A 20,582-nucleotide genomic window follows, 5' to 3' on the forward strand; every position below is an offset into this window, starting at 1 on the left:
TATTATTCCCCCTTTGTTTTTTTAGGCATTACGGATACTCTATGACTTGGGACATCGAGTGCCCTTGTTACTGCCTCAATAATCCATTTTTTCACTTGTATATTTTCTGCCCCTTTTGCCACGACCAGCACTCCCCTTATTTCAGGTTTCTTGGTTTCTATGACAATCGGAACCTCTTTTTCTCCATTTCGGACGATCACAAGCTGTTCTTCCTGTGACTGATCCTCAACCTTCCTTTTGCCGCCTTCCCGATCAGTTTCATCGGTTTTCTGTGTTTGGGTCGTTTTATTTTTTTCAAGGACTTTCTTCTCTGTGGCATCCACATTTACCACAACTGTTGCATCTTCAACCCCTACGATTGCATCAAGGGCCTCTTTTATTTGAGCTTCGTATGCCTTTTCATAATTGGAGATTGTATCATTTCCTCCGGATTTCTGCTGGCCGAATACCGGCACCTCTTCTTTCTGCTTCGCTTCTTCCCCATTTTTAAAAACGGACAAATCCTCGGTGGAGCTGTCTTCTTGAAACAGTGTATTGCTGATCAGCATGATCGCTGCTCCAAAAAGGAGAACTAGAAGCAAATAATGGAATTTCCCAGGCTTCTTGTCAGACTGCCCGTCTTTGGAAATTATCTTTTTTATCCACGTGAAAGGTCCTTTTTCATTATCCATCCTTATCCATATTCCCCCCTTCTGCCAGAACTTCGATTGAGTTTGCGTCTACATTCCACTTTTGTGCGAGAAAAGAAGCGATTCCTTTTGTGTCTTCATGATCGGGTCCGCTGGATGGAAGAGGTTCCCCGGTATTGATATCCACTGTTTTAACCACTTCTACAGCTTCTGCTTCTGCATCTTCTGCTTTAAGTTGGATCATGACCTTTTGCAGGTTATCCGGGAAGGCTTGATCACTGCTTTCATCTACTAAAATATCAATGTTGGCAATTTCCAGACCGTACTGTTCCATCAACTCCTCTTCTGCGTCCTTTTCCATTTGGACAGCCATTTGTTCTAAAATATATGCATCACTTGAGGCTTGTATTTCTTTTTTCTTCATTTCTATTAAATTTTCCATGTTTTTTTCACCAGATGCCTCAAAAACTGGCACTGAAACAAGAGCCTCTTCAAAATCACTTGATATAATTCTTAAAATCGGTGTAAGAATAATCGCAATCAGCAGCAGCCCTGTCACCATTTTTGTGTATTTCTGAAGCTTTGAATTGGGGAGGAGCATATCTATGACAGTGGCAAGCAGAACAAATAATATGATGTTCGTTACCCATTCTTTTATGAAATCCACTTCATTCCCTCCCTACCTGACCATCATGGTCAAATTACCGGCTGCTATAATAACCGTAATACTAAGGAAAAACATCAGGGAGACGATGGCCAGAGCGGCAAAAACATAGATGATGCTTTTGCTGATTATATCCAGGCAGGATATGATCGGCCCTCCCCCCAGCGGCTGTAAAATGGCAGCCGCGAATTTATATATAAACGCAATCATTAAAATCTTGATTGCAGGAAAAGCTGCGATAATAAGGAGAATGGCGACTCCTGCTATCCCAACAGTATTTTTCAATAGCACCGAAGCGCTAATGACTGTATCGGTCGCATCTGTAAACATCCTCCCAATGACTGGAATGAAATTTCCAGTAATAAATTTCGCTGTACGTATGGTAATTCCATCGGTAACCGCCGCTGAGGCTCCCTGAACTGAAATGACTCCTAAAAAGACTGTCAGGAACATGCCGAGAAGTCCTATGCTCCAATTCCGCAGCAGATTGGCAAGCTGGGTTACCTTGTAATGCTCTGACAATGTACTGACGATGCTTAACAGAGCGGATAAGAATAAGAGTGGAAGGATGATATACTGGATAAATAGTCCGCTGACATTCATCAGAAATAAAATCACCGGGTGGAAAAAAGCAGCGGATACCACACCTCCCGAAGAAGCAATCAGTGCAAGCAGCAGCGGTATTAGAGCCATTATGAATGACACCATGGTTGAAATGGTTTCCTGTGTATAAGTGATCGCAACATGAAAGCTATTCAGTGCAATAATTATTAAAACCATGAAAACGATTGAATAGGCCGCTTTACTGACAGTGCTTTTTTCAAATGAATTCTGCAGGGACTGGAGGAACATGCTAAATACCGTCAGCAATATTAAGGTTCCAAGCAGTTTTCCATTTACAATAAACTCATGGAACACAAACTTCATTGCGCCGGCAGCCCACTCTTTTAGTGAGAATTCTTTTTCTCCCTTTATAAATTCATAAAGGCTCCCCTTTTGGCTTTCAGGCAAAAAGCCTCCATACTCTGTTGTGATTTCTTCCCAAAACCCTTTCAATTCATTAAGATCTAACTTCTCCACCTGTGATTCCACTAAATCCTGGGGGGATATCGTTTCCTCTGCTTCGCCGGTCTTAGGTGAGGCTTGTACAATTGGTGCCAGGAAAAAGAATAGAATTAAGCTTAACCATAACGTTTTCTGCATCCTTTGCTTCATTTTTTTCACCTCTTTTAAAAGACCCTGTCTAATGCCCGCAATATGTGCTTGTCCATTCCGGCACCCAGCCTATTCAGCAGGCCGGCATAAGCTAGCTCGGAATCATGCGAATGATGGTTTCGATTAATACAGTAAGGATCGGGATAGCCATGGCGAGGATAAGTATTTTCCCGCCCATTTCAATTTTTGCTGCAATGGCCCCCTGACCTGCATCTTTCGTGATCTGGGCTGCAAATTCAGCAATATAGGCTATTCCGATTATCTTTAAAATGGTTTCAACATATACGATATTCACCTTTGCATTGACGGCAATCTTTTCAATCATATGGATAATGGCATAAATTTGGTCTACCAGAAAAAGAAAGATGGCACAGCCGACAAAAACAATCAGCAAAAAAGCAAAATTGGGTTTTTGCTCCTTAACAATCAGCGCCAGGAAAGTGGCTACAAGCGAAAATCCGACTATCTGCAGAATTTCAATGGCTGAGCCCCCCTTTTAACCCTGAAACAAAAAAACAGATTTTATTTTTTGGAATAGGTTATCTACAATGGAAGCAACCATGAACAAGATATATATAAATCCGAACAGCGTCACCCATTGTGCGTATTCCTTTTTGCCCACCTGATCAAGAATAGTATGCAAAAAGGCTACAACAATTCCGACACCTGCAATCTTAAATATGATATCTACCTCTAGGCCCATCTTTTCTCCCCCTAAGCTCTGATCAGCGTCCGGCATTCAGGCTGCCGGCGTTTCCTACATTAGTAAAATGATTAAGAGCAATCCAGATAAAAAACCCAGACTTTTGACCATTCTCTCGTATTTCACTTGTCTGTCATGTGCATCTGCTTCTTCACGTTCCAGGTGGGAAAGGGTCAGCATAATCTGCTTTTGCTGGGAAAGACGGTCATGTCTTCCAAGTGTTTCGCCAAATTGCTTCATAATCTCGAATTCCCCTTGTTTAAAAGCCGTCATTTTCCATATTTCCTTCAAACTTTCTTCCCAGGCGTCCTTAACGGTCGTCTCGGAATCAGTCAATTTCTTTGCAAAGGATTCAAAGAACCAGGATAATGGCTTGGAAAGCTGGGCAGAAAGTCTTCTGGCTGCTTCATGAAGTGGCGTATGTCCATACATAATTTCAGCCTCCAGGGACTGCAGTGCCGATTTAAGCTGGCGAAGCTGGCGCGGCCGTTCGGTCAGATGCCTCGAAGCTTCAAATCCTGCCCACGTTGTAGCAACGATGATCAAAACAGCTCCAATAACCTTCATCATTTACATCACGCCCGCTTTATGAGGATATCCCGCACTGTCTGAGTTTCTAATGCACACAATGCTGCCTGGCCCTTCTTTCCTGCCCAGTTCAATAAATCGCTGAAAAATGCCCATTTCCAATATGGCTTTTAAAGTGGGGCGCTTCTTAATTTCTTCCAGTGAATTCCCATGTGTAGTCATTATCAGCTTTATTCCGGCATTTACAGCCTCCATTATGGCCTCTGCATCTTCATGCCTGCCAATTTCATCAACAACCAGAACCTCGGGGCTCATGGAACGAATCATCATCATCATGCCTTCAGCTTTTGGACAGGCATCAAGGACATCAATTCTATTCCCAAATGTCATTTGCGGAATCCCGTTCACACATCCTGCTATTTCGGAGCGTTCATCCACAATCCCAACCTTGCTGGCAGGAAAGTCATTATTTGGATCACCAGATGAAATGATTCTTGCAATGTCGCGCAGTAAGGTGGTTTTACCAGTCTGCGGCGGACCAATAATCATGGTATGCAGCCACCCATCCCTGTAAATTCTGGGAATCAGATTCTGGGCAATGCCAATTTTCTCCCTGGCAATTCTTATGTTAAAAGAGGAAATATCCCTGATTGCCTTAACCTTCCCTTGTTCAAGAATGACCTTCCCTGCTAGTCCTACCCTATGGCCGCCTTCAATCGTGATATAACCTCTCTTCAGTTCTTCCTCCAGTGTGTAAATGGAAAAATGGCTTATTTTATTCAGCAAATGCACAGCATCCTCTGACTCAACTATATATGGGAGATAATGCGGCATCCCCCTTGCTGTCAGCTCAATGGGTCTGGAAATACGGACCCTGATTTCCTCCAGATCCTCTAAGATTTGCGGAGGGATTCTCTGTATTTGTTCGGCAATTTTTTTCGGCAAAAAGGCTATAATCGTTTCCATGTCTGCTCCTCCATTCATCATCTGATTTCGGACTAGCTTCTCATTATTTAAAATGTATGCCTGAGGCAAAACAATATGACTTAGATTTGCAAGCTTCACAATTATTTAGGACAAGCTTTTTGCTGAGTAAAAAAAATCTTTTTTTCAAAAAATAATCCAATAAGAACATTGAAAAAGGCTGGTGTCAATTTATGAAAGCTAAATGCACTTACATTCTGGTTATTTTTCTTCTTTTAGTCCTTGGCATCTTCCCTTCAGAAGGAATGGCTCTTCAGGGAAATACAAAAGGACCGCAAAATGTCATTCTTATGATTGGAGATGGAATGGGAATAGGCCAGATTGAGATTGCAAGAAAACTGGAATATGGAAAGGATGGGCGGCTGTTCCTGGAATCTCTCCCCCACACGGCATTGGTGCATACCGAATCTGCCAATAATTTCGTTACAGACTCAGCTGCCGGTGGTACTGCACTTGCAATTGGAAAAAAGACGAATAATGAAATGATTGGAGTTACTCCTGATGGCAAGGAAATAGACAGCATTCTGGATTTATTCAAGAAAAACGGAAAGAAGGCGGGGGTTATCTCTACCAATACAATTACAGATGCAACACCTGCCGCCTTTACAGCAAGTGTTTCAAACAGATGGTCCGGACAGGAGGAAATTGCACGCCAGCAGCTGAATAATGAGGTCGATGTGTTAATGGGAGGCGGGAGAGCCTATTTCGGCCCGGATAAGCAAAATGGGAAGGATTTAATTAACGAGGCCAGGCTGAAAGGGTATGACTATGCAGCCAATCGGGAGGAAATGCAGAATGCCAAAGGGGGAAAGCTTCTCGGATTGTTCAATAATGGATATATGAACTTTAAACTGGACCGTCCTCTAAAAAACAGCAAAGAACCAAGCTTAAAAGAGATGACTGAAAAAGCGATCAGTGTACTTTCAAAAGGAAAACAGGGATTTTTTCTTATGGCAGAAGGCGCAAGGATTGACCATGCTTCTCACGCAGGCGATATTACAAGCATCTGGAAAGAAACCATTGAATTTGATGAAGCTGTAAAATATGCAGTTGAATGGGCAAAAAAGGACAAAGAAACACTGGTATTGGTTGCCGCTGATCATGAAACAATGGGGATATCAGCATCAGAACCGCTGGATATACAGCAGTTAAAAGAAATCAAGGCGACGCCGCAGTATATGGTCAGCCAATTTGCAAAAGGTGAAAACAGAGGTACTTACCGGTCAGAAAGCGTGAAGGATGTTTTAAAAAAGTATGCAAATATTGATTTAACCGAGCAGGAAATTAAAGCATTTAATGGCAAGCTGATGGCCACAGACAGCCAAGTTTATCCTCAATATATAGCAGCATGGGAAATAGGAAGCCTGATTGCAGAAAAGTATCATGGGGGCATTTTAACAAATAAAGTAAGATCTCTCAGCTCAACCGGCGGACATACAGGCAATATGATCCCTTTATTTGCTTATGGCAATGGAAGCGAAACTTTTACAGGAGTGATGGAGAATATAGATATCCCAAAGAGAATTGCGCAGCTGATGAATTACAGCTGGGATTAATTATGTAGCATTTTCTCTCTTTCCCCGGCGTAATTCTAGAATGATACCTCAATGAAAGCGGGGAATGAAATTCATGTATTATTATCAGCCCTTTGTCCGCAATTCTGTACAAACAGGTAGCCATTCCAGATCAAACAGAAATATTTTAAGGGTTTCAGGTGAGGGAAAGCTAGCTGTACAGCCTGACCAGGCTAACATAAAACTGGGAGTTTTAACAGAAGACAAGGAGCTTCTGAAGGCACAGGAACAGAATGCAGATGCCATTTCAAGTGTCAAAAAGGCTCTTAATGCTATTGGAATAACAGATCAGCAGATTAAAACGTCCGATTTCACCATTTTTCCGCAATACGATTTTGTGGATGGCAAGCAAATTTTCCGCGGATACAGGGTCGAGCATATACTAGGCATTACTGTCGATGAGATAGAAAATACGGGACTCGTTGTGGATACAGCAGTGAATAATGGTGCAAACACTATCAGAGGAATTCATTTTGAAGCTGAAAACCAGTCTGAATTGTACCGGCAGGCATTAAGTCTGGCCGTTATGGATGCTTACAAAAAGGCAGAAACAATTGCCTCTGCACTAAGAGTACAATTAATCAGCACCCCGCTATCCGTTGCGGAAGGAACTTTAGGCATGGAGCAGCCTATTTCGTTTCAATCCTCCACTTTTGTGAAAAGTGCCGTCAGTACACCTATCCAGCCGGGAACCATAGACATAGAAAGCCAAATCACAGCAGAGTTCACATATTATAGTTAAAAGATCTTCGTCTTATAATCTTGAGGATAAAGCTAATACTAATAATGTCTCACTTAGTAACTTCCCAGAGAAATGAGGTTTAAGGATGAATGAGAACTTAGGTGAATTTTTAAAATACCAGAAAAAAGGCGACAGGGCTTATCTTGGCGGAACACGCGATAACAGAAATGCTCCTGCATCTGACCCTGATTATAATAATCGCAATGATACTGACATATCCCCTGGAGCTGAAGGCAGGAAATATAAAGGATAAAAAAAATCCCGAGAAATCGGGATTTTTTTTTCAAATTATGCACGAGACACGTAGGAACCATCAGTTGTATTGATGATCAGCTTATCCCCTTCATTGACAAAGAAAGGAACTTGTACAGTCAGGCCTGTTTCAAGTGTAGCAGGTTTCGTTCCGCCGGAAGCAGTATCCCCTTTAATGCCTGGTTCTGTTTCAGTCACTGTAAGTTCAACAGAGTTAGGAAGCTCGATTCCAAGAGACTCTCCCTGGTAAAGCATAATAGCAACTTCCATGTTTTCTTTTAGAAACTTTAATTCGTACTCAATTGCAGATGCAGGCAGCTCGATTTGCTCATAAGACTCATTGTCCATGAAAACATGCTGATCTCCATTTGCATAAAGGTATTGCATTTTGCGGTTATCAATTTGTGCCTTCCCTACTTTTTCACCTGCGCGGAAGGTTTTTTCCTGAATGGCACCTGTACGGAGGTTGCGCAATTTGGAACGTACAAATGCCGCTCCTTTTCCAGGTTTAACGTGCTGGAAATCCATTACACGCCAAATGCCGTTATCAACTTCAATCGTCAATCCCGTACGAAAATCGTTTACAGAAATCATGAGTTTGTCCTCCTATTGTGTACAATTAAAGAATGATCAATTCTTTAGTAGAATGAGTAAGCGTTTCGTTGTGATCCTTTGTAATGACTGTATCGTCCTCAATGCGGACACCGCCAAGGCCCGGTATGTAAATGCCCGGCTCCACCGTTACAACCATTCCAGGTTCAAGGATAACATCAGACTTAAATGACAATGCAGGCCCTTCATGCACTTCAAGCCCGATGCCATGTCCGGTAGAATGGCCAAAATACTCGCCATAGCCTTTACCAGAAATATAATCACGAGTTAAGGCATCTGCTTCTTTGCCGCTCATTCCCGGTTTGATGCCTTCCATCCCCCGCTCCTGAGCTTCCTGCACGATTGTATAGATTTCTTTCAGCTTATCTTCAGGTTCTCCAACAGCAACCGTGCGGGTAATATCTGAAACATAGCCCTTATAATAAGCGCCGAAGTCCAGTGTGACAAAATCGCCTTTTTCGATAACCTTATCACTGGCGACTCCATGCGGAAGTGCTGAACGGTATCCGGATGCTACGATAATATCAAACGATGATGAAACTGCACCCGCTTTTCTCATAAAAAATTCTAATTCATTCGAAACTTCCAGTTCAGTAATTCCCGGCCGAATGACATCAAGAATATGTTTAAACGCAGCATCTGCAATGTCAGCTGCCACCTTTATTATCTTAATCTCTGATTCGGTCTTTATCAAGCGTAACTTTTCAATTGTGTCAGAAACAGGGACAAGTTCAGCGTTAACAGCTTTTTCATAAGCCTTATAGGAAGAAAAAGTTAGATGATTCTCTTCAAAGCCAAGCTTTTTGATCCCAAGCTGTTCAGCCTGTTTGGCAACTTCTTCAGGAATTGCACCAGTATGCTTTACAATTTCATACCCTTCACACTGTTTAGCTGCCTGTTCCGTGTAGCGGAAATCGGTTATGAAGATTGCTTTATCCGCACTGATTAATACGACGCCGGCTGAACCGGTAAAGCCAGTCATATAGCGGCGATTGTAACTGCTGGTAATCAGCATTCCATCTATCCCAGACTCTGTAAAGCGTTCGCGTAATTTTTGTATTTTCTCCATCTTATCCTCTCCCCTTTTGAATATCCAATAATGCATGAAAAGCAAGTTCATATCCTTTAAAGCCCAGGCCAACTATTTGCCCTATTGCAGCAGGTGCAATGACAGAAGTATGCCTGAATTCTTCTCTGGCATGAACATTAGAAATATGTACTTCGATCAAAGGAACCTGGATTCCTGCAACAGCATCCCTGATCGCATAACTATAATGGGTAAATGCCCCGGGATTGAAAATAATACCCTGTGTGCCATCTTCATTGGCGGAGTGAAGCTTGTCAATGAGTTCCCCTTCATGATTTGACTGAAAACAGGACACTTCTGTCTCAAACGAAGCACCCAATGCTTTCATATTTTGCTCCAGCTGATCAAGCGTTTCTTTTCCATAAACACCTGGTTCCCTTTTGCCGAGCAGATTTAAATTCGGCCCATTTAACAGGAGTATTTTCCCCATGTTCAACCCCCTTTAACATAGTTGCTGACGGGCTTCTCTTTCTATTCAAGTCATTTCCCTGACAGCATCGAAAAAGAATGCCCATTAAGAACATTCTATCATAAAGCAAAATTTCATACAGTTCTGATGTATAGCGCTTTTCGCATAATTTTTCATCACTTAACAGCAATCATGCACAAAGATAAAACATTCGTCATTATGCTTTGTTCATCAAGTTAAATCCGGATCTGTGCGGGTCTTTTTTTCATCTTCAGTCTTGCCTCTGATTTCTTGGGCTTCATATGAAATGGAATACCCTACGAAAACGCCAAATAATATATAGAAACAGATCGATGTGATAATTGTATTCCGCTCAAGATCCCAAAACGGGCTGATTCCAGGAAAGATTGGGTTGAGTATAAAAAATACCAGTAAAAAAAGGGCAACTCCATAGCCAGCCCCCACGAAAATACTTTGAAATTTCCGCAGCGCTGCATAATAAATTAAGGCCGCCACAATTGATATTCCTCCAATAAAGAGAATTGAGATCAATGTTCCCAGCCAGCCCTCTTTCCAGGCACCAATCGTCCAGGGTTCGAGAATGACATTAGGGCGAATTTCGGTAAAATTAAACACGTATGCCAGATAGGCCAGGCCGCTCCAAAGAATGCCTCCAACCAGTCCGGTAATGACCACCATTGCCATAAAAGACATTGGTTTTTCCCTTTGATCCTGTTCCAAGCGCTCCTTTTCTTCTGCCACTTTGCGCCACCTCCTTTTCCTATTATGTCCACACGCATTTATTCCATTGCACCAGATTTAAAATAAATGCAGATTGGATTAACTATCCTGCAAAGATCGTCCATATTTTTTATATAATTTCCTGTTGTATAGAGGTTTTATGAGATTTTAGGTCGAATAAAATAATTAATGATACAGTCCTTTGATTTTGTGCTTATTTGAGGTAATGTGTGTTCCGGGACTTGTGTGCATAGCATAAATTTAAGTATAGGCAGCATCCAGCTATTCCCGATACTTATTAAAAGATATATTCCGCTGTTTAAATTGTAAAGAAATAGGAAAAGAAAAATATGAAGACAACTTTCATTAATTATTTCGATAAACTTTAGCTTATATAGTTTAAAAGCTTATAAAATTGCTCATCATGCTTTTAGGGAGGTGGCTTTCTTGAAAAAACCATTTACATTTTATATTGTCTCCGGGCTCATTTTGCTAGCTGTTATCGGAGTTGCCGTCAGCCTGATCTCAAATCCTGCCGGTTTTTTGCAGAGAATAGCTGTCATTGTCATCATTGGTGCTGTTGTATACTTTCTTTTTCAGCGCTTTAACAGATTTAATCCCTCAAAGCGGGAACAGCGAGCTTTTATAAAGGCAGCCAAAAAATCAAAAAGGCGCTTTAACAATAAAGAAACGGGCTCAGCCAATGGAAGAAAGGCTTCTGTAGGTTCCCTTACTTCAATTAAAAAGGCTAAGAAAAAATCTTCTCCACACTTGACAGTCATAGAAGGCAAAAAAGGCAAAAAGAAAAATCGAGCCTCCCTTTAACTCGGGCTCGATTTTTTACTTTTATATGATAAGTCCTGAATTCTGGGGAACCTTCAAGAATCGGGCTCTGGCTTTTCTCTTTAATAGCTCCATGATGAAAAAAATTGCTCCGCACATTGCCTGCCGTGCTCCAGAAGATCTTTTTTCTTTTGCTCGGTTATATTAAATTCAGCAGTCAGCACGCCATCCGTTGGAATGAAAATAATGTTTTGTGCATGTTTTCTGGAGATGTATCTGGCATCATGTGCATCCTTCATCGTTTCAAAAAGCGCAGCATACATTTGGATGGCGTTGTCAATTTTATTCGGCGGCCGTTCGCTTAAATTATGGCTTAACTTTATCCCGAGGACAGGCCTTGTCTTTTTCACGTTTTCCTTATCAAAAAGCCACATGGGAAAATTGCTTAGAACCCCGCCATCCACAATGACACTCGAGCTGCTGTATGCGTTCAGCTTAACCGGCTCAAAAAAATACGGGAGACTGCAGCTCATCCTTATCGCCTTTGCTACCGAAAACGAAGCGGGGTCAATCCCATAATTTATAAGATCATCGGGCAGTACTACCAGTCTTCCGTTTGTCAGGTCAGAAGCTATGACTCTCAGCGATTGCGGAGGAAGGTCTGAAAAGGTTCTAATCCCCCTGTCAGCCAGCTTTTGAGCAATCCAGGTTTCCAGCTCGGATCCTTTATATAATCCCAGCCGCCAATAAAGGTTAAGCCATTTTCCTACTGCGAAGGGAATAAAGGTTTTTCTTTCATCAAGAAGCTTTTTTACATCAAACTGATCGACGAGCTGATATATTTCATCACTTGTATAATTGGCAGCAATTAAAGCAGCAACGATGGAACCAGCACTTGTCCCTGCAACCCGCTTAAATCGAAAGCCTCTTTTGTGAACTTCCTCATAAGCACCGATTAACGCAAACCCCTTGATGCCTCCTCCTGAAAAAACCCCATCTATATACATGTAAGCCACTCCTGTCGATGTACTTGCCCATAGAGGAACTCTTACTTATACATCTTTAATCAGGAGCTTTTTAAAATAGTACGGCTGACAAGCAAAAACTCAGGTTTAGGTGAAATATTGCACTTCTGCTTCTGGAAAACAAGAGTGAATATACCCCCTAATCGTATTTTCAAGATCCTTTGCTTCATCAGTCGGATAAACATACTTGCCTATTCCATATCTTCCCCACTTGTATTTGCGTTTTTCTTCATCCATTTCCAGCTTTGTTTTCGGGTAGCGTTTTTCAATTACCTTTTTGGCTGGTTTTGTAAATCTGTGCTGGATTAACTCGAAAGTTAATCCTTCCAGATTGATGCCTTCGAGCGATTTGCTTAACCTTTGAAAAAGTTCATGATAGCCTTCACGCCAATCATCATGCATGTAAATAGGCGCTACGATAAAGCCAAGCGGGTAGCCGGCATTAGCTACTTTGCGGGCAGCTTCAAGCCGATCGTCGAAAGAGGAAGTGCCCGGTTCAAAGTTTTTTATTACAAACCGCGAATTAACACTAAATCGAAATCGGGTTTTCCCATTATGTTTAGCATCAAGCAGATGGTCGACATGATGATACTTAGTGACAAAGCGGAGCTGGCCATACTCCGTCTGGCCAATAAATTCAATTGTTTTTTTCAGAGAATGGGTCAAATGATCAATCCCTACGATATCGGATGTACATGCAGCTTCAAATCGTGTAAGCTCCGGCTTTCTCTCCTCCATATATTTAGAGGCCTGCTCAAAGATTTCTTCAAGGTTTACATACGTGCGAATATATGGCTTGCTTCCAAGTGTGGTTTGCAGATAGCAATAGTGGCAGTGGCCCATGCAGCCTGTAGCAAGCGGAATGGCATATTCTGCCGAAGGCTTGGATGTATCAAATTTCAGAGTTCGTCTGATGCCTACCACCAAAGTGGATTTCGCATTGCGGTACTTTTGCAATTCGTTATCACCGGGAATATTTCTCACCTGGTTATGTGATGTTGTTTCCCTAATTTCCAAGTTCATTTTTTCAAATTTTTCCTTTAGCTCTCTTCCTAGGGGATATTCGAGAGCTTGAGGTTCTATATAAACTAGCTGAGGGATAAATGGCTTCATTAGGCATACCTCACTTTATCAATTTGTCCTGCCAGCGGAAAAATGTCAGCAGAACCCTATGTCTGTAGTATGAACCAATTAATCCAACAGCAAAAAAAGAAGATGGAACAATTATTTCCATCTTCTTGGTTCGTTTAAATTATTCTTTTATAAACCGCATTTCAGCTGGGCATTACAGTTTGTGCAAGTATTGCAGCCGCCGATTTCTTTGACTTTTCCTTTACGGCATACTGGACATGTATTGCCGACTTCAGAACCGATTGTTACATCGGTTGAACGCAGGTCGCTGATTGTATCAACCAGAACTACATGCTGCTTTGATTTTTCTTTTTTGACTGTATCTGTATCTTCAAAGCTGTTCTCTTCAGCTTTCAGCGTCAATACTTGAGAATCGCGTGAGCCGTCTACATAGACAGTGCCGCCCTTTGCACCGCCGCGGTATAAGCGTTCATACACTTGCTCAACCTGTTCAACACTGTAGCCCTTCGGTGCATTTACTGTTTTACTGATCGAGCTGTCGATCCAGCGCTGTATAACACATTGAACATCTGCGTGGGCTTCAGGAGCCAGATCCATTGCTGCCACAAACCATTCAGGCAGATTATTAGGATCTGCATCCGGATTGCGGTCTAAATATTCCTGAACAATATCTGCCTTTACTTCAATGAACTTGCCTAAGCGGCCGCTCCTGAAGTATGAGAAGGAGAAATATGGTTCAAGACCTGTAGATACTCCAACCATGGTACCTGTGGATCCAGTAGGTGCAACAGTCAGAAGATGTGAATTACGGATTCCGCTTTGTAAAATGGATTCACGGATATCCTCAGGCATTTTCTGCATGAAGCCTGTTTCTGTAAAAGCTTTGCGCAGGCGATTTGTTTCTTCAGCATTTTCACCTGTTAAGAATGGGAAGCTCCCTTTTTCCTCCGCAAGCTCTACAGAAGCTCTGTAAGCTGTGGCTGCAATGGTTTCGAAGACTTTGTCAATCAGCACATTGCCTTCCTCAGAACCATATTCTGTTTCACAATAGATCAGCAGGTCATGAAGCCCCATAACGCCAAGACCAACACGGCGCTCGCCTAATGCCTGTTTTTTGTTTTCTTCAAGGAAGTATGGTGTAGCATCTATTACATTGTCCTGCATACGTACTCCCACTTCAACAGTACGCTTCAGCTTTTCAAAATTAACGGTCTTATTTTCCTTATCTGCCATTTCTGCAAGGTTCACTGCTGCAAGGTTGCAGACTGAATATGGTGCAAGAGGCTGTTCGCCACACGGATTTGTTGCTACAACCTTTTGTCCGTAAGCCTGTGCATTGGTCATGTCATTGGCATTATCAATAAAGAAAATACCTGGCTCTGCCGAGTATGTTGCACAGATATTAATCAGGTTCCAAAGTTCTTTCGCTTTGATTTTGCGGTGAACACGGACTTTATAGCCAAGTTTTCCCCATTCTCTGACGTCACCGACTTTATGCCATTCTTCGTTGTAGGTTTTCATGGTATCAGCATCATATGATTCAACATCCGGGAAGCGAAGCTCATATTCTGCATCATTTTCAACTGCATCCATAAATTCTTTTGTCAGGCAGACTGAAATGTTTGCCCCGGTCAGGAATTCAGAATTATGAACACTGTAAGTACCGCCAGTCGCCAGTTTTTCTTCAGCATCCTGTATGATTTTATCGCTGAAACCGCCATAGCCGGGAATGCTCTTGTAATTGATAATACCCTGGTACATGGCTATTTCCTGTTCAGTAAATGGAGTGAATTTTAATTTTTCTTTAGCATATTTTTTTATTGTATCATCATTTGTATTTTCAAGAAGGAATCGTAAAATTCTTGGGTTTTGCATTTTCGAGATGATGAATTCGATGATGTCCGGGTGCCAATCTGCCAGCATAATCATCTGAGCGCCTCTGCGGGAACCTCCCTGCTCCACAAGGTGTGTAAGCTTCGCAATATCATCAAGCCAGGATACTGAACCCGATGACTTGCCGTTTACTCCTTTAGCCAGTGTGTTGCGCGGCCTTAGGGTTGAACCGTTTGTCCCAACTCCTCCGCCTCGGCTCATGATTTCCATTACCTGCTTTCGGTGCTCGGAAATTCCTTCACGGGAGTCCTGTACGAATGGCATTACGTAGCAATTGAAATACGTAACATCTGTGTCGGCACCCGCTCCATACAATACGCGGCCAGCCGGAATGAAATTCAAGTTTTTCAATTCCTGATAGAACTTTTCAAACCATTCTTTTCTTTTTTCTTCGGTTTTCTCAACAGATGCCAGGCCTGTTGCGTTACGCTTGGCGATTTGCTCATAGAAGATTTCAAGGGGTTTCTCGATTACATCAAGAGGCTTTGTAATAATGCCTGTTCTCGATTCTTCCGGATCATCCAGTACTCCTCTGTAGTCTTCCTCGACTAAAACCTTGGCTGTCTTGTTTTCCCAGTCAATATCCTGGATGAATCCTAAGCCTCGTGCCGGAAATTTTGGATCTTCCTTGATTGTGAGGACGACGAAGTCACCGTTTGTGAGTGTCACTTTCTCGGTGTCTTTGAAGGTGTAACGATCTAGCATAACTAAGCGGGAAACACCTTTGTGGGTCATTTTCATATCTGGGGTTACAGGGTGAACCTGAGGAAAAAGACGGATATCCTTGTTTAAACGATCAATGTTCAATTTCATTTTTTGTCCTAGAGCAACAGACATTGTTACAACTCCTTCTAAATTCAATTATCAATTTGTGTAAGTATTCTGGCAGATAGGGTAAATCTATCTGTTTTAAAAGAGTACCCTAAAGTTACCATACCTCAAACCCCAAAATCAATATATAGTGTCCTAAATATTTTCGACACCACTACATATTGTGTCTAGTTCAACTAAAAGTGATTTTGTCAAACTTAAAATATACCAAAATTTAAAGAAAAACAGAGTTAATAGCCGATTTCCGACAATTAACGATAAATTTTAACATATTTTGAAGCTTGCACTTTTCCAGGGCAACAATTGGAAAATTATTCATTAAAAAAAGAGAAAAAGCGACTTTGCCGCTTTTATCTCTTATAGTTCCAGTCATCACTTTCATATCGCTCTTTTGCGATTTTTTGTACATATGCCATTTCTTCATCTGTAAGCTTGTAAGGTTCAAGTTCAATATTCAAGCCTTCTTCAAATCCCTTTTTGAAAGCTGCTTTTGCTTGATCCAGGGTAATTTTTTCAGTTGTCAGCTCATTTATAGCAACAGCTTTATTCTTAAAAGCTTTTTGCATTCTCTCTTTGACTCTGTCATTCGGATATTTGAACAAGCTGAACAGCTTGTCTTCATCCAAATCAAGCAAAATGGAACCATGCTGAAGGATTACCCCTTTTTGCCTTGTTTGTGCACTCCCAGCCACTTTACGGCCTTCTACAACAAGTTCATACCAGCTGGGGGCATCAAAACAAACAGCAGATCTTGGATTTTTCAGAGAGTCCCTTTCTTCAGCTGTCTTCGGCACTGCAAAATAAGCTTCCATCCCAAGTCCGTGAAAACCTTTTAAAATCCCTTCCGAAATAACTCTGTATGCTTCAGTTACTGTATTCGGCATTTCGGGGTGGGCTTCAGGTACGATCACACTGTATGTGAGTTCATGTTCATGAAGTACGCCTCTTCCGCCTGTAGGCCTTCGGACAAATCCCAATCCATGCTGCTTCACAGCTTCCATATCTATTTCTTTTTCAACCTTTTGGAAATAGCCGATTGAAAGAGTCGCCGGATTCCAGCCGTAAAAACGGATTACAGGAGGCATTTTGCCCTCACTGTTCCAGTCAAGCAACGCCTCATCCAAAGCCATATTAAAAGAAGGTGACCCCTCTTTTGAATCGATAAAACGCCAAACCTCTTTAGTCATATGTAGCCCTCATTTTCAGATTCTTTAACTAGTCATTTGCGGTTAATAGTCTACCAAAATTCCAGTGAAATTTAAAGCAAGTTGAATTTCCATAACAAATTTAACAGATTTCCTTTACTCCTATTAGGAAAGGCTTATATAATATTAGTTGGCTTACCTATGTGTGAAAGGAGAAAGACATATTGGAAACACTTTATTTCATTCTTATCATTTTGGGTGCAATCATTACCTATTCCGTGATAACCTGGTTTTATCAGCGCCGAATTGTTAAAACGCTTACGGAAGACCAGTTCAGAGAAGGCTACAGAAAAGCCCAATTAATCGATGTACGTGAACCAAATGAATTTGAAAACGGCCATATTTTAGGTGCCCGCAATATACCGCTTTCACAAATGAAAATGCGCATGAAGGAATTGCGTCCGGACAAGCCAGTCTACTTATATTGCCAAAGCGGCATGAGAAGTGCGAGAGCTGCCCAGTTTTTGCATCGTAAAGGCTACAAAGACCTTTCACACCTGCAGGGCGGATTTAAAAAATGGACAGGAAAAGTGAAAGCGAAAAAATAATAGCAATATTTAAAAAGACCCCGTTATTTTAACGGGGTCTATTGATTGGAAACCCCTCTTCTAAGTTCAATCATATAATCTATTCGCCAAAACCGCTGTTCTTTTCTCATTTAGCTTGTTTCATGCCCAGGTTTTCGATTCCTTTCCCCGGAATCGCTGCAAATTCCCAAATTTCCCTATTCCTTCCCAGAGTTCACAAGTAGTCTATAAGACGCAAAAAAAGAGTGCCCTCTTAGGGACACCCTTTTTCGTTTTATTGCTTTTGATAGCGAAGAACCGGCTTTCTTGCAGCCATTGTTTCATCAAGACGGCCAATTACTGTTGTGTGAGGTGCTTCCTGAACAATCTCAGGGTTTTCCTCAGCTTCTTTAGCTATTTGAATCATGGCGTCGACAAAAGCGTCCAGCGTTTCTTTTGATTCTGTTTCTGTCGGCTCAATCATAATACACTCTTCCACGTTAAGCGGGAAGTAGATGGTTGGCGGATGGTAGCCAAAGTCAAGAAGACGCTTGGCAATATCCAATGTACGCACGCCAAGTTTCTTTTGGCGCTTGCCGCTTAAAACGAATTCATGCTTGCAATGTCTGTCAAATGGCAGGTCAAAGAATGGCGCAAGCCTTCTCATCATATAGTTTGCGTTTAATACCGCATTTTCCGTAACAGCCTTCAGTCCATCTGGCCCCATAGTACGGATATAAGTATAAGCCCGGACATTGATTCCAAAGTTTCCGTAATATGGCTTTACACGGCCGATTGATTGCGGGCGGTCATAATCAAATTCATATTGGTCACCGTTCTTTACCAAAACAGGCTTTGGAAGGAAAGGAATCAGATCCGCTTTTACCCCGACTGGCCCTGATCCCGGTCCGCCGCCGCCATGCGGTCCTGTAAAGGTTTTATGAAGATTAAGGTGAACCACGTCAAATCCCATATCTCCAGGGCGTGCTTTTGAAAGTACAGCATTCAGGTTAGCTCCATCATAATATAGCTTCCCGCCGGCGCCGTGAACAATCTCAGCCATTTCAAGAATGTTTTCTTCAAACAAACCTAAAGTATTCGGGTTAGTCAGCATAAGGGCAGCAGTATCCTCGCCAACCACTCTTCTTAGATCCTCTAAATCCACCAGCCCATTTTCATCAGATTTAACAGTTACTGTTTCAAAGCCTGCGACTGTCGCAGATGCAGGATTTGTTCCGTGGGCAGAGTCAGGAACGACTACTTTAGTGCGCTTTGTATCGCCATTCGCTTCATGATAAGAACGGATCATCATTAATCCAGTCCATTCTCCATGTGCTCCTGCAGCTGGCTGAAGTGTAACCTCATCCATTCCCGTAATTTCAATCAGATGCTCCTGCAGATCATACATCAGTTCCAGAGCACCTTGAACAGAGCTTTCATCCTGCAGCGGGTGCAAGTGGGCAAAACCATTGAAGCGCGCTACATTCTCATTGATTTTAGGGTTGTATTTCATTGTGCAGGAGCCCAGTGGATAAAACCCTGAATCAACGCCATGATTGCGTTTTGAAAGTGCAGTATAATGACGCATGATATCAAGTTCAGACACTTCCGGCAGCTCAGGCTCTTCCTCTCGCAGGTAGCCTTCGGGAAGAAGTTCGCCCAGGTCAATTTCTGGAATATCCATTTCAGGCAGGCTGTAGCCGATACGGCCTTCTGTGCTTAATTCAAAGATGAGTGGCTGATCTTCCTTATGCATGGTAATCCCCCATTTCTTTAACGAATGCATCAATTTCATTCTTCGTTCTCAATTCTGTTACAGCAACAAGCATATGATTTTTCAGGTCAGCATAATCTCTGCCCAAATCGTAGCCGCCAATAATGCCCTTATCAAGAAGCTTTTGATTTACTTCTTTAACAGGCTTATTCAATTTGATGACAAATTCATTAAATGAAGGGCCTTCGAATGGAACTTCAAAACCGGCAGCCTTAAATTGCTGTTTCGCATAATGGGCTTTTTGCATATTGGCAGCAGCCATTTCCTTTACGCCCTTCTTGCCAAGAGCAGTCATCGCTACAGATGCCGCAAGTGCGTTTAGAGCCTGATTGGAACAAATATTTGAGGTTGCCTTATCGCGTCGGATATGCTGTTCACGCGCCTGAAGAGTAAGCACGAAGCCGCGGCGCCCCTGATCGTCTACCGTTTGTCCGACAAGACGGCCCGGCACTTTTCTCATTAGCTTGGTTGTAACGGCAAAATATCCGCAATGCGGGCCTCCGAAAGCTGTAGGAATTCCGAAAACCTGGGCATCTCCTGCTACAATGTCTGCTCCGAATTTACCAGGAGGTGTCAGTGCGCCAAGAGCAAGCGGGTTGCTTGAAACAACAAACATGGATTTATGGGCATGGATAATCTCCTCAAGCTCTTGTAAAGGCTCGACTCTGCCAAAAAAGTTAGGATACTGTACAATGACAGCTGCGATATCATCGCCAATCATTCCATTTAGAGCTTCAAGATCTGTGATGCCGTCCTTATGAGGAATTTCAATCACTTCAATATATTGGCCCTTTGCATATGTCTTTACTACTTCTTTAGATTCAGGATGAACGGCGCTTGAGATAAGAATTTTCTTGCGGCGTGTGCTGCCTGCGCTTAGCATGGCTGCTTCAGCAAGTGCTGTTCCGCCATCATACATAGATGAGTTGGCAACATCCATTCCTGTTAACTCACAGATCATGGTCTGGAATTCAAAAATTGCCTGGAGCTCTCCCTGGGAGATTTCTGGCTGGTAAGGAGTATAGGCAGTATAAAACTCTGAACGGGATAACACATGATCAACAATGATTGGCATGTAATGATCATAAACACCCGCACCAAGGAAAGATGTATTTGTACGAAGATCAGCATTTTTCTGAGCCATTTTAGTAAGCTCTTTCAGTAAGGCTGTCTCAGATTTTGCCGGCTTGATTTTATATTCACCCTTAAATCTTACACTTTCGGGAATATCACTGAATAGTTCTTCCACAGAACTGACGCCGATTTTTTCAAGCATTGCTTTCTGGTCAGACTCTGTCATCGGTAAATAGCGATGTTTCATCATTTTCTCCCC

Annotated in this window: 22 protein-coding genes; 5 read left to right on the forward strand and 17 right to left on the reverse strand. The window is 42.2% G+C overall.

Features of this window, described 5'->3' with window-relative positions:
* Nucleotides 1–2 precede the first annotated feature (2 nt).
* The 7 genes from spoIIIAG to spoIIIAA all read right to left on the reverse strand — a co-directional run bounded on the left by spoIIIAG (nt 3) and on the right by spoIIIAA (nt 4,705).
* Nucleotides 3–671 carry a stage III sporulation protein AG gene (gene spoIIIAG, locus A361_RS20210; RefSeq protein ID WP_009332901.1) on the reverse strand — a complete coding sequence of 223 codons (669 nt, stop codon included), beginning with the start codon at nt 669–671 and terminating at the stop codon, nt 3–5.
* Entirely contained in the window at nt 664–1,296 is a 633-nt protein-coding gene (spoIIIAF, locus tag A361_RS20215; protein ID WP_009332902.1) for a stage III sporulation protein AF, read from the reverse strand. Before spoIIIAF ends, spoIIIAG begins: the two co-directional genes overlap by 8 nt.
* A 12-nt stretch (nt 1,297–1,308) precedes the next feature.
* Nucleotides 1,309–2,508, reverse strand: a complete 1,200-nt coding sequence (spoIIIAE, locus tag A361_RS20220; protein WP_019380190.1) for a stage III sporulation protein AE — start codon at nt 2,506–2,508, stop codon at nt 1,309–1,311.
* A 91-nt stretch (nt 2,509–2,599) separates the two neighbouring features.
* Nucleotides 2,600–2,989: a stage III sporulation protein AD gene (gene spoIIIAD / locus A361_RS20225; protein ID WP_172581968.1), complete on the reverse strand. Its 390-nt coding sequence runs from the start codon at nt 2,987–2,989 to the stop codon at nt 2,600–2,602.
* A gap of 15 nt (nt 2,990–3,004) precedes the next feature.
* Nucleotides 3,005–3,211, reverse strand: a complete 207-nt coding sequence (spoIIIAC, locus tag A361_RS20230) for a stage III sporulation protein AC (protein ID WP_009332905.1) — start codon at nt 3,209–3,211, stop codon at nt 3,005–3,007.
* A gap of 54 nt (nt 3,212–3,265) precedes the next feature.
* Nucleotides 3,266–3,781, reverse strand: a complete 516-nt coding sequence (spoIIIAB, locus tag A361_RS20235) for a stage III sporulation protein SpoIIIAB (protein WP_009332906.1) — start codon at nt 3,779–3,781, stop codon at nt 3,266–3,268.
* A complete protein-coding gene (spoIIIAA, locus tag A361_RS20240) occupies nt 3,782–4,705 on the reverse strand; it encodes a stage III sporulation protein AA (protein ID WP_019380189.1) in 924 nt (307 codons plus the stop codon). It abuts the gene before it with no gap.
* Nucleotides 4,706–4,896: 191 nt separating this feature from the next.
* Here spoIIIAA and A361_RS20245 point away from each other — a divergent pair, with 191 nt between their 5' ends.
* The 3 genes from A361_RS20245 to A361_RS30600 all read left to right on the forward strand — a co-directional run bounded on the left by A361_RS20245 (nt 4,897) and on the right by A361_RS30600 (nt 7,292).
* Nucleotides 4,897–6,279, forward strand: a complete 1,383-nt coding sequence (locus tag A361_RS20245) for an alkaline phosphatase (RefSeq protein ID WP_019380188.1) — start codon at nt 4,897–4,899, stop codon at nt 6,277–6,279.
* A gap of 73 nt (nt 6,280–6,352) precedes the next feature.
* Nucleotides 6,353–7,039 carry an SIMPL domain-containing protein gene (locus tag A361_RS20250; RefSeq protein WP_019380187.1) on the forward strand — a complete coding sequence of 229 codons (687 nt, stop codon included), beginning with the start codon at nt 6,353–6,355 and terminating at the stop codon, nt 7,037–7,039.
* A gap of 85 nt (nt 7,040–7,124) precedes the next feature.
* Nucleotides 7,125–7,292, forward strand: a complete 168-nt coding sequence (locus tag A361_RS30600; RefSeq protein ID WP_009332910.1) for a hypothetical protein — start codon at nt 7,125–7,127, stop codon at nt 7,290–7,292.
* A gap of 35 nt (nt 7,293–7,327) precedes the next feature.
* On the opposite strand, the gene efp is transcribed toward A361_RS30600, so the two are convergent.
* The 4 genes from efp to A361_RS20275 form a co-directional block, all read right to left on the reverse strand.
* Nucleotides 7,328–7,885: an elongation factor P gene (gene efp / locus A361_RS20255; RefSeq protein WP_009332911.1), complete on the reverse strand. Its 558-nt coding sequence runs from the start codon at nt 7,883–7,885 to the stop codon at nt 7,328–7,330.
* Nucleotides 7,886–7,910: 25 nt separating this feature from the next.
* Nucleotides 7,911–8,972: a M24 family metallopeptidase gene (locus tag A361_RS20260; protein ID WP_009332912.1), complete on the reverse strand. Its 1,062-nt coding sequence runs from the start codon at nt 8,970–8,972 to the stop codon at nt 7,911–7,913.
* Between the two features lies 1 nt (nt 8,973).
* On the reverse strand, nt 8,974–9,420 hold the full coding sequence (aroQ, locus tag A361_RS20265; protein ID WP_009332913.1) for a type II 3-dehydroquinate dehydratase: 447 nt from the start codon (nt 9,418–9,420) through the stop codon (nt 8,974–8,976).
* Nucleotides 9,421–9,630: 210 nt separating this feature from the next.
* The gene (locus A361_RS20275; protein ID WP_009332914.1) at nt 9,631–10,161 is read right to left on the reverse strand and encodes a YqhR family membrane protein; all 531 of its coding nucleotides are present in this window, start codon (nt 10,159–10,161) and stop codon (nt 9,631–9,633) included.
* A gap of 417 nt (nt 10,162–10,578) precedes the next feature.
* Between A361_RS20275 and A361_RS20280 the strand changes: the two genes are divergently transcribed.
* Nucleotides 10,579–10,965: an SA1362 family protein gene (locus tag A361_RS20280; RefSeq protein WP_372675453.1), complete on the forward strand. Its 387-nt coding sequence runs from the start codon at nt 10,579–10,581 to the stop codon at nt 10,963–10,965.
* A gap of 80 nt (nt 10,966–11,045) precedes the next feature.
* Here A361_RS20280 and A361_RS20285 read toward each other — a convergent pair whose 3' ends face one another.
* The 4 genes from A361_RS20285 to A361_RS20300 all read right to left on the reverse strand — a co-directional run bounded on the left by A361_RS20285 (nt 11,046) and on the right by A361_RS20300 (nt 16,951).
* Nucleotides 11,046–11,930, reverse strand: coding sequence for a patatin-like phospholipase family protein (locus A361_RS20285; protein WP_009332916.1), 885 nt, complete (start codon nt 11,928–11,930; stop codon nt 11,046–11,048).
* Nucleotides 11,931–12,035: 105 nt separating this feature from the next.
* The gene (gene splB, locus A361_RS20290) at nt 12,036–13,061 is read right to left on the reverse strand and encodes a spore photoproduct lyase (RefSeq protein ID WP_019380184.1); all 1,026 of its coding nucleotides are present in this window, start codon (nt 13,059–13,061) and stop codon (nt 12,036–12,038) included.
* 147 nt (nt 13,062–13,208) lie between these two features.
* Complete coding sequence (locus tag A361_RS20295) at nt 13,209–15,770, reverse strand: vitamin B12-dependent ribonucleotide reductase (RefSeq protein ID WP_009332918.1); 2,562 nt, start codon at nt 15,768–15,770, stop codon at nt 13,209–13,211.
* A gap of 344 nt (nt 15,771–16,114) precedes the next feature.
* Nucleotides 16,115–16,951, reverse strand: coding sequence for a lipoate--protein ligase family protein (locus tag A361_RS20300; protein ID WP_019380183.1), 837 nt, complete (start codon nt 16,949–16,951; stop codon nt 16,115–16,117).
* Between the two features lie 182 nt (nt 16,952–17,133).
* Between A361_RS20300 and A361_RS20305 the strand changes: the two genes are divergently transcribed.
* Nucleotides 17,134–17,517 carry a rhodanese-like domain-containing protein gene (locus A361_RS20305; RefSeq protein ID WP_009332920.1) on the forward strand — a complete coding sequence of 128 codons (384 nt, stop codon included), beginning with the start codon at nt 17,134–17,136 and terminating at the stop codon, nt 17,515–17,517.
* Between the two features lie 253 nt (nt 17,518–17,770).
* On the opposite strand, the gene gcvPB is transcribed toward A361_RS20305, so the two are convergent.
* Both gcvPB and gcvPA read right to left on the reverse strand, forming a co-directional pair.
* Complete coding sequence (gene gcvPB, locus A361_RS20310) at nt 17,771–19,231, reverse strand: aminomethyl-transferring glycine dehydrogenase subunit GcvPB (protein WP_009332921.1); 1,461 nt, start codon at nt 19,229–19,231, stop codon at nt 17,771–17,773.
* Nucleotides 19,224–20,570: an aminomethyl-transferring glycine dehydrogenase subunit GcvPA gene (gene gcvPA, locus A361_RS20315; RefSeq protein ID WP_019380182.1), complete on the reverse strand. Its 1,347-nt coding sequence runs from the start codon at nt 20,568–20,570 to the stop codon at nt 19,224–19,226. The genes gcvPB and gcvPA overlap by 8 nt, the downstream gene beginning before the upstream one ends.
* Nucleotides 20,571–20,582: the final 12 nt, after the last annotated feature.

This window comes from Cytobacillus oceanisediminis 2691 (assembly GCF_000294775.2).
Classification (GTDB): Bacteria; Bacillota; Bacilli; order Bacillales; family Cytobacillaceae; genus Cytobacillus; species Cytobacillus pseudoceanisediminis.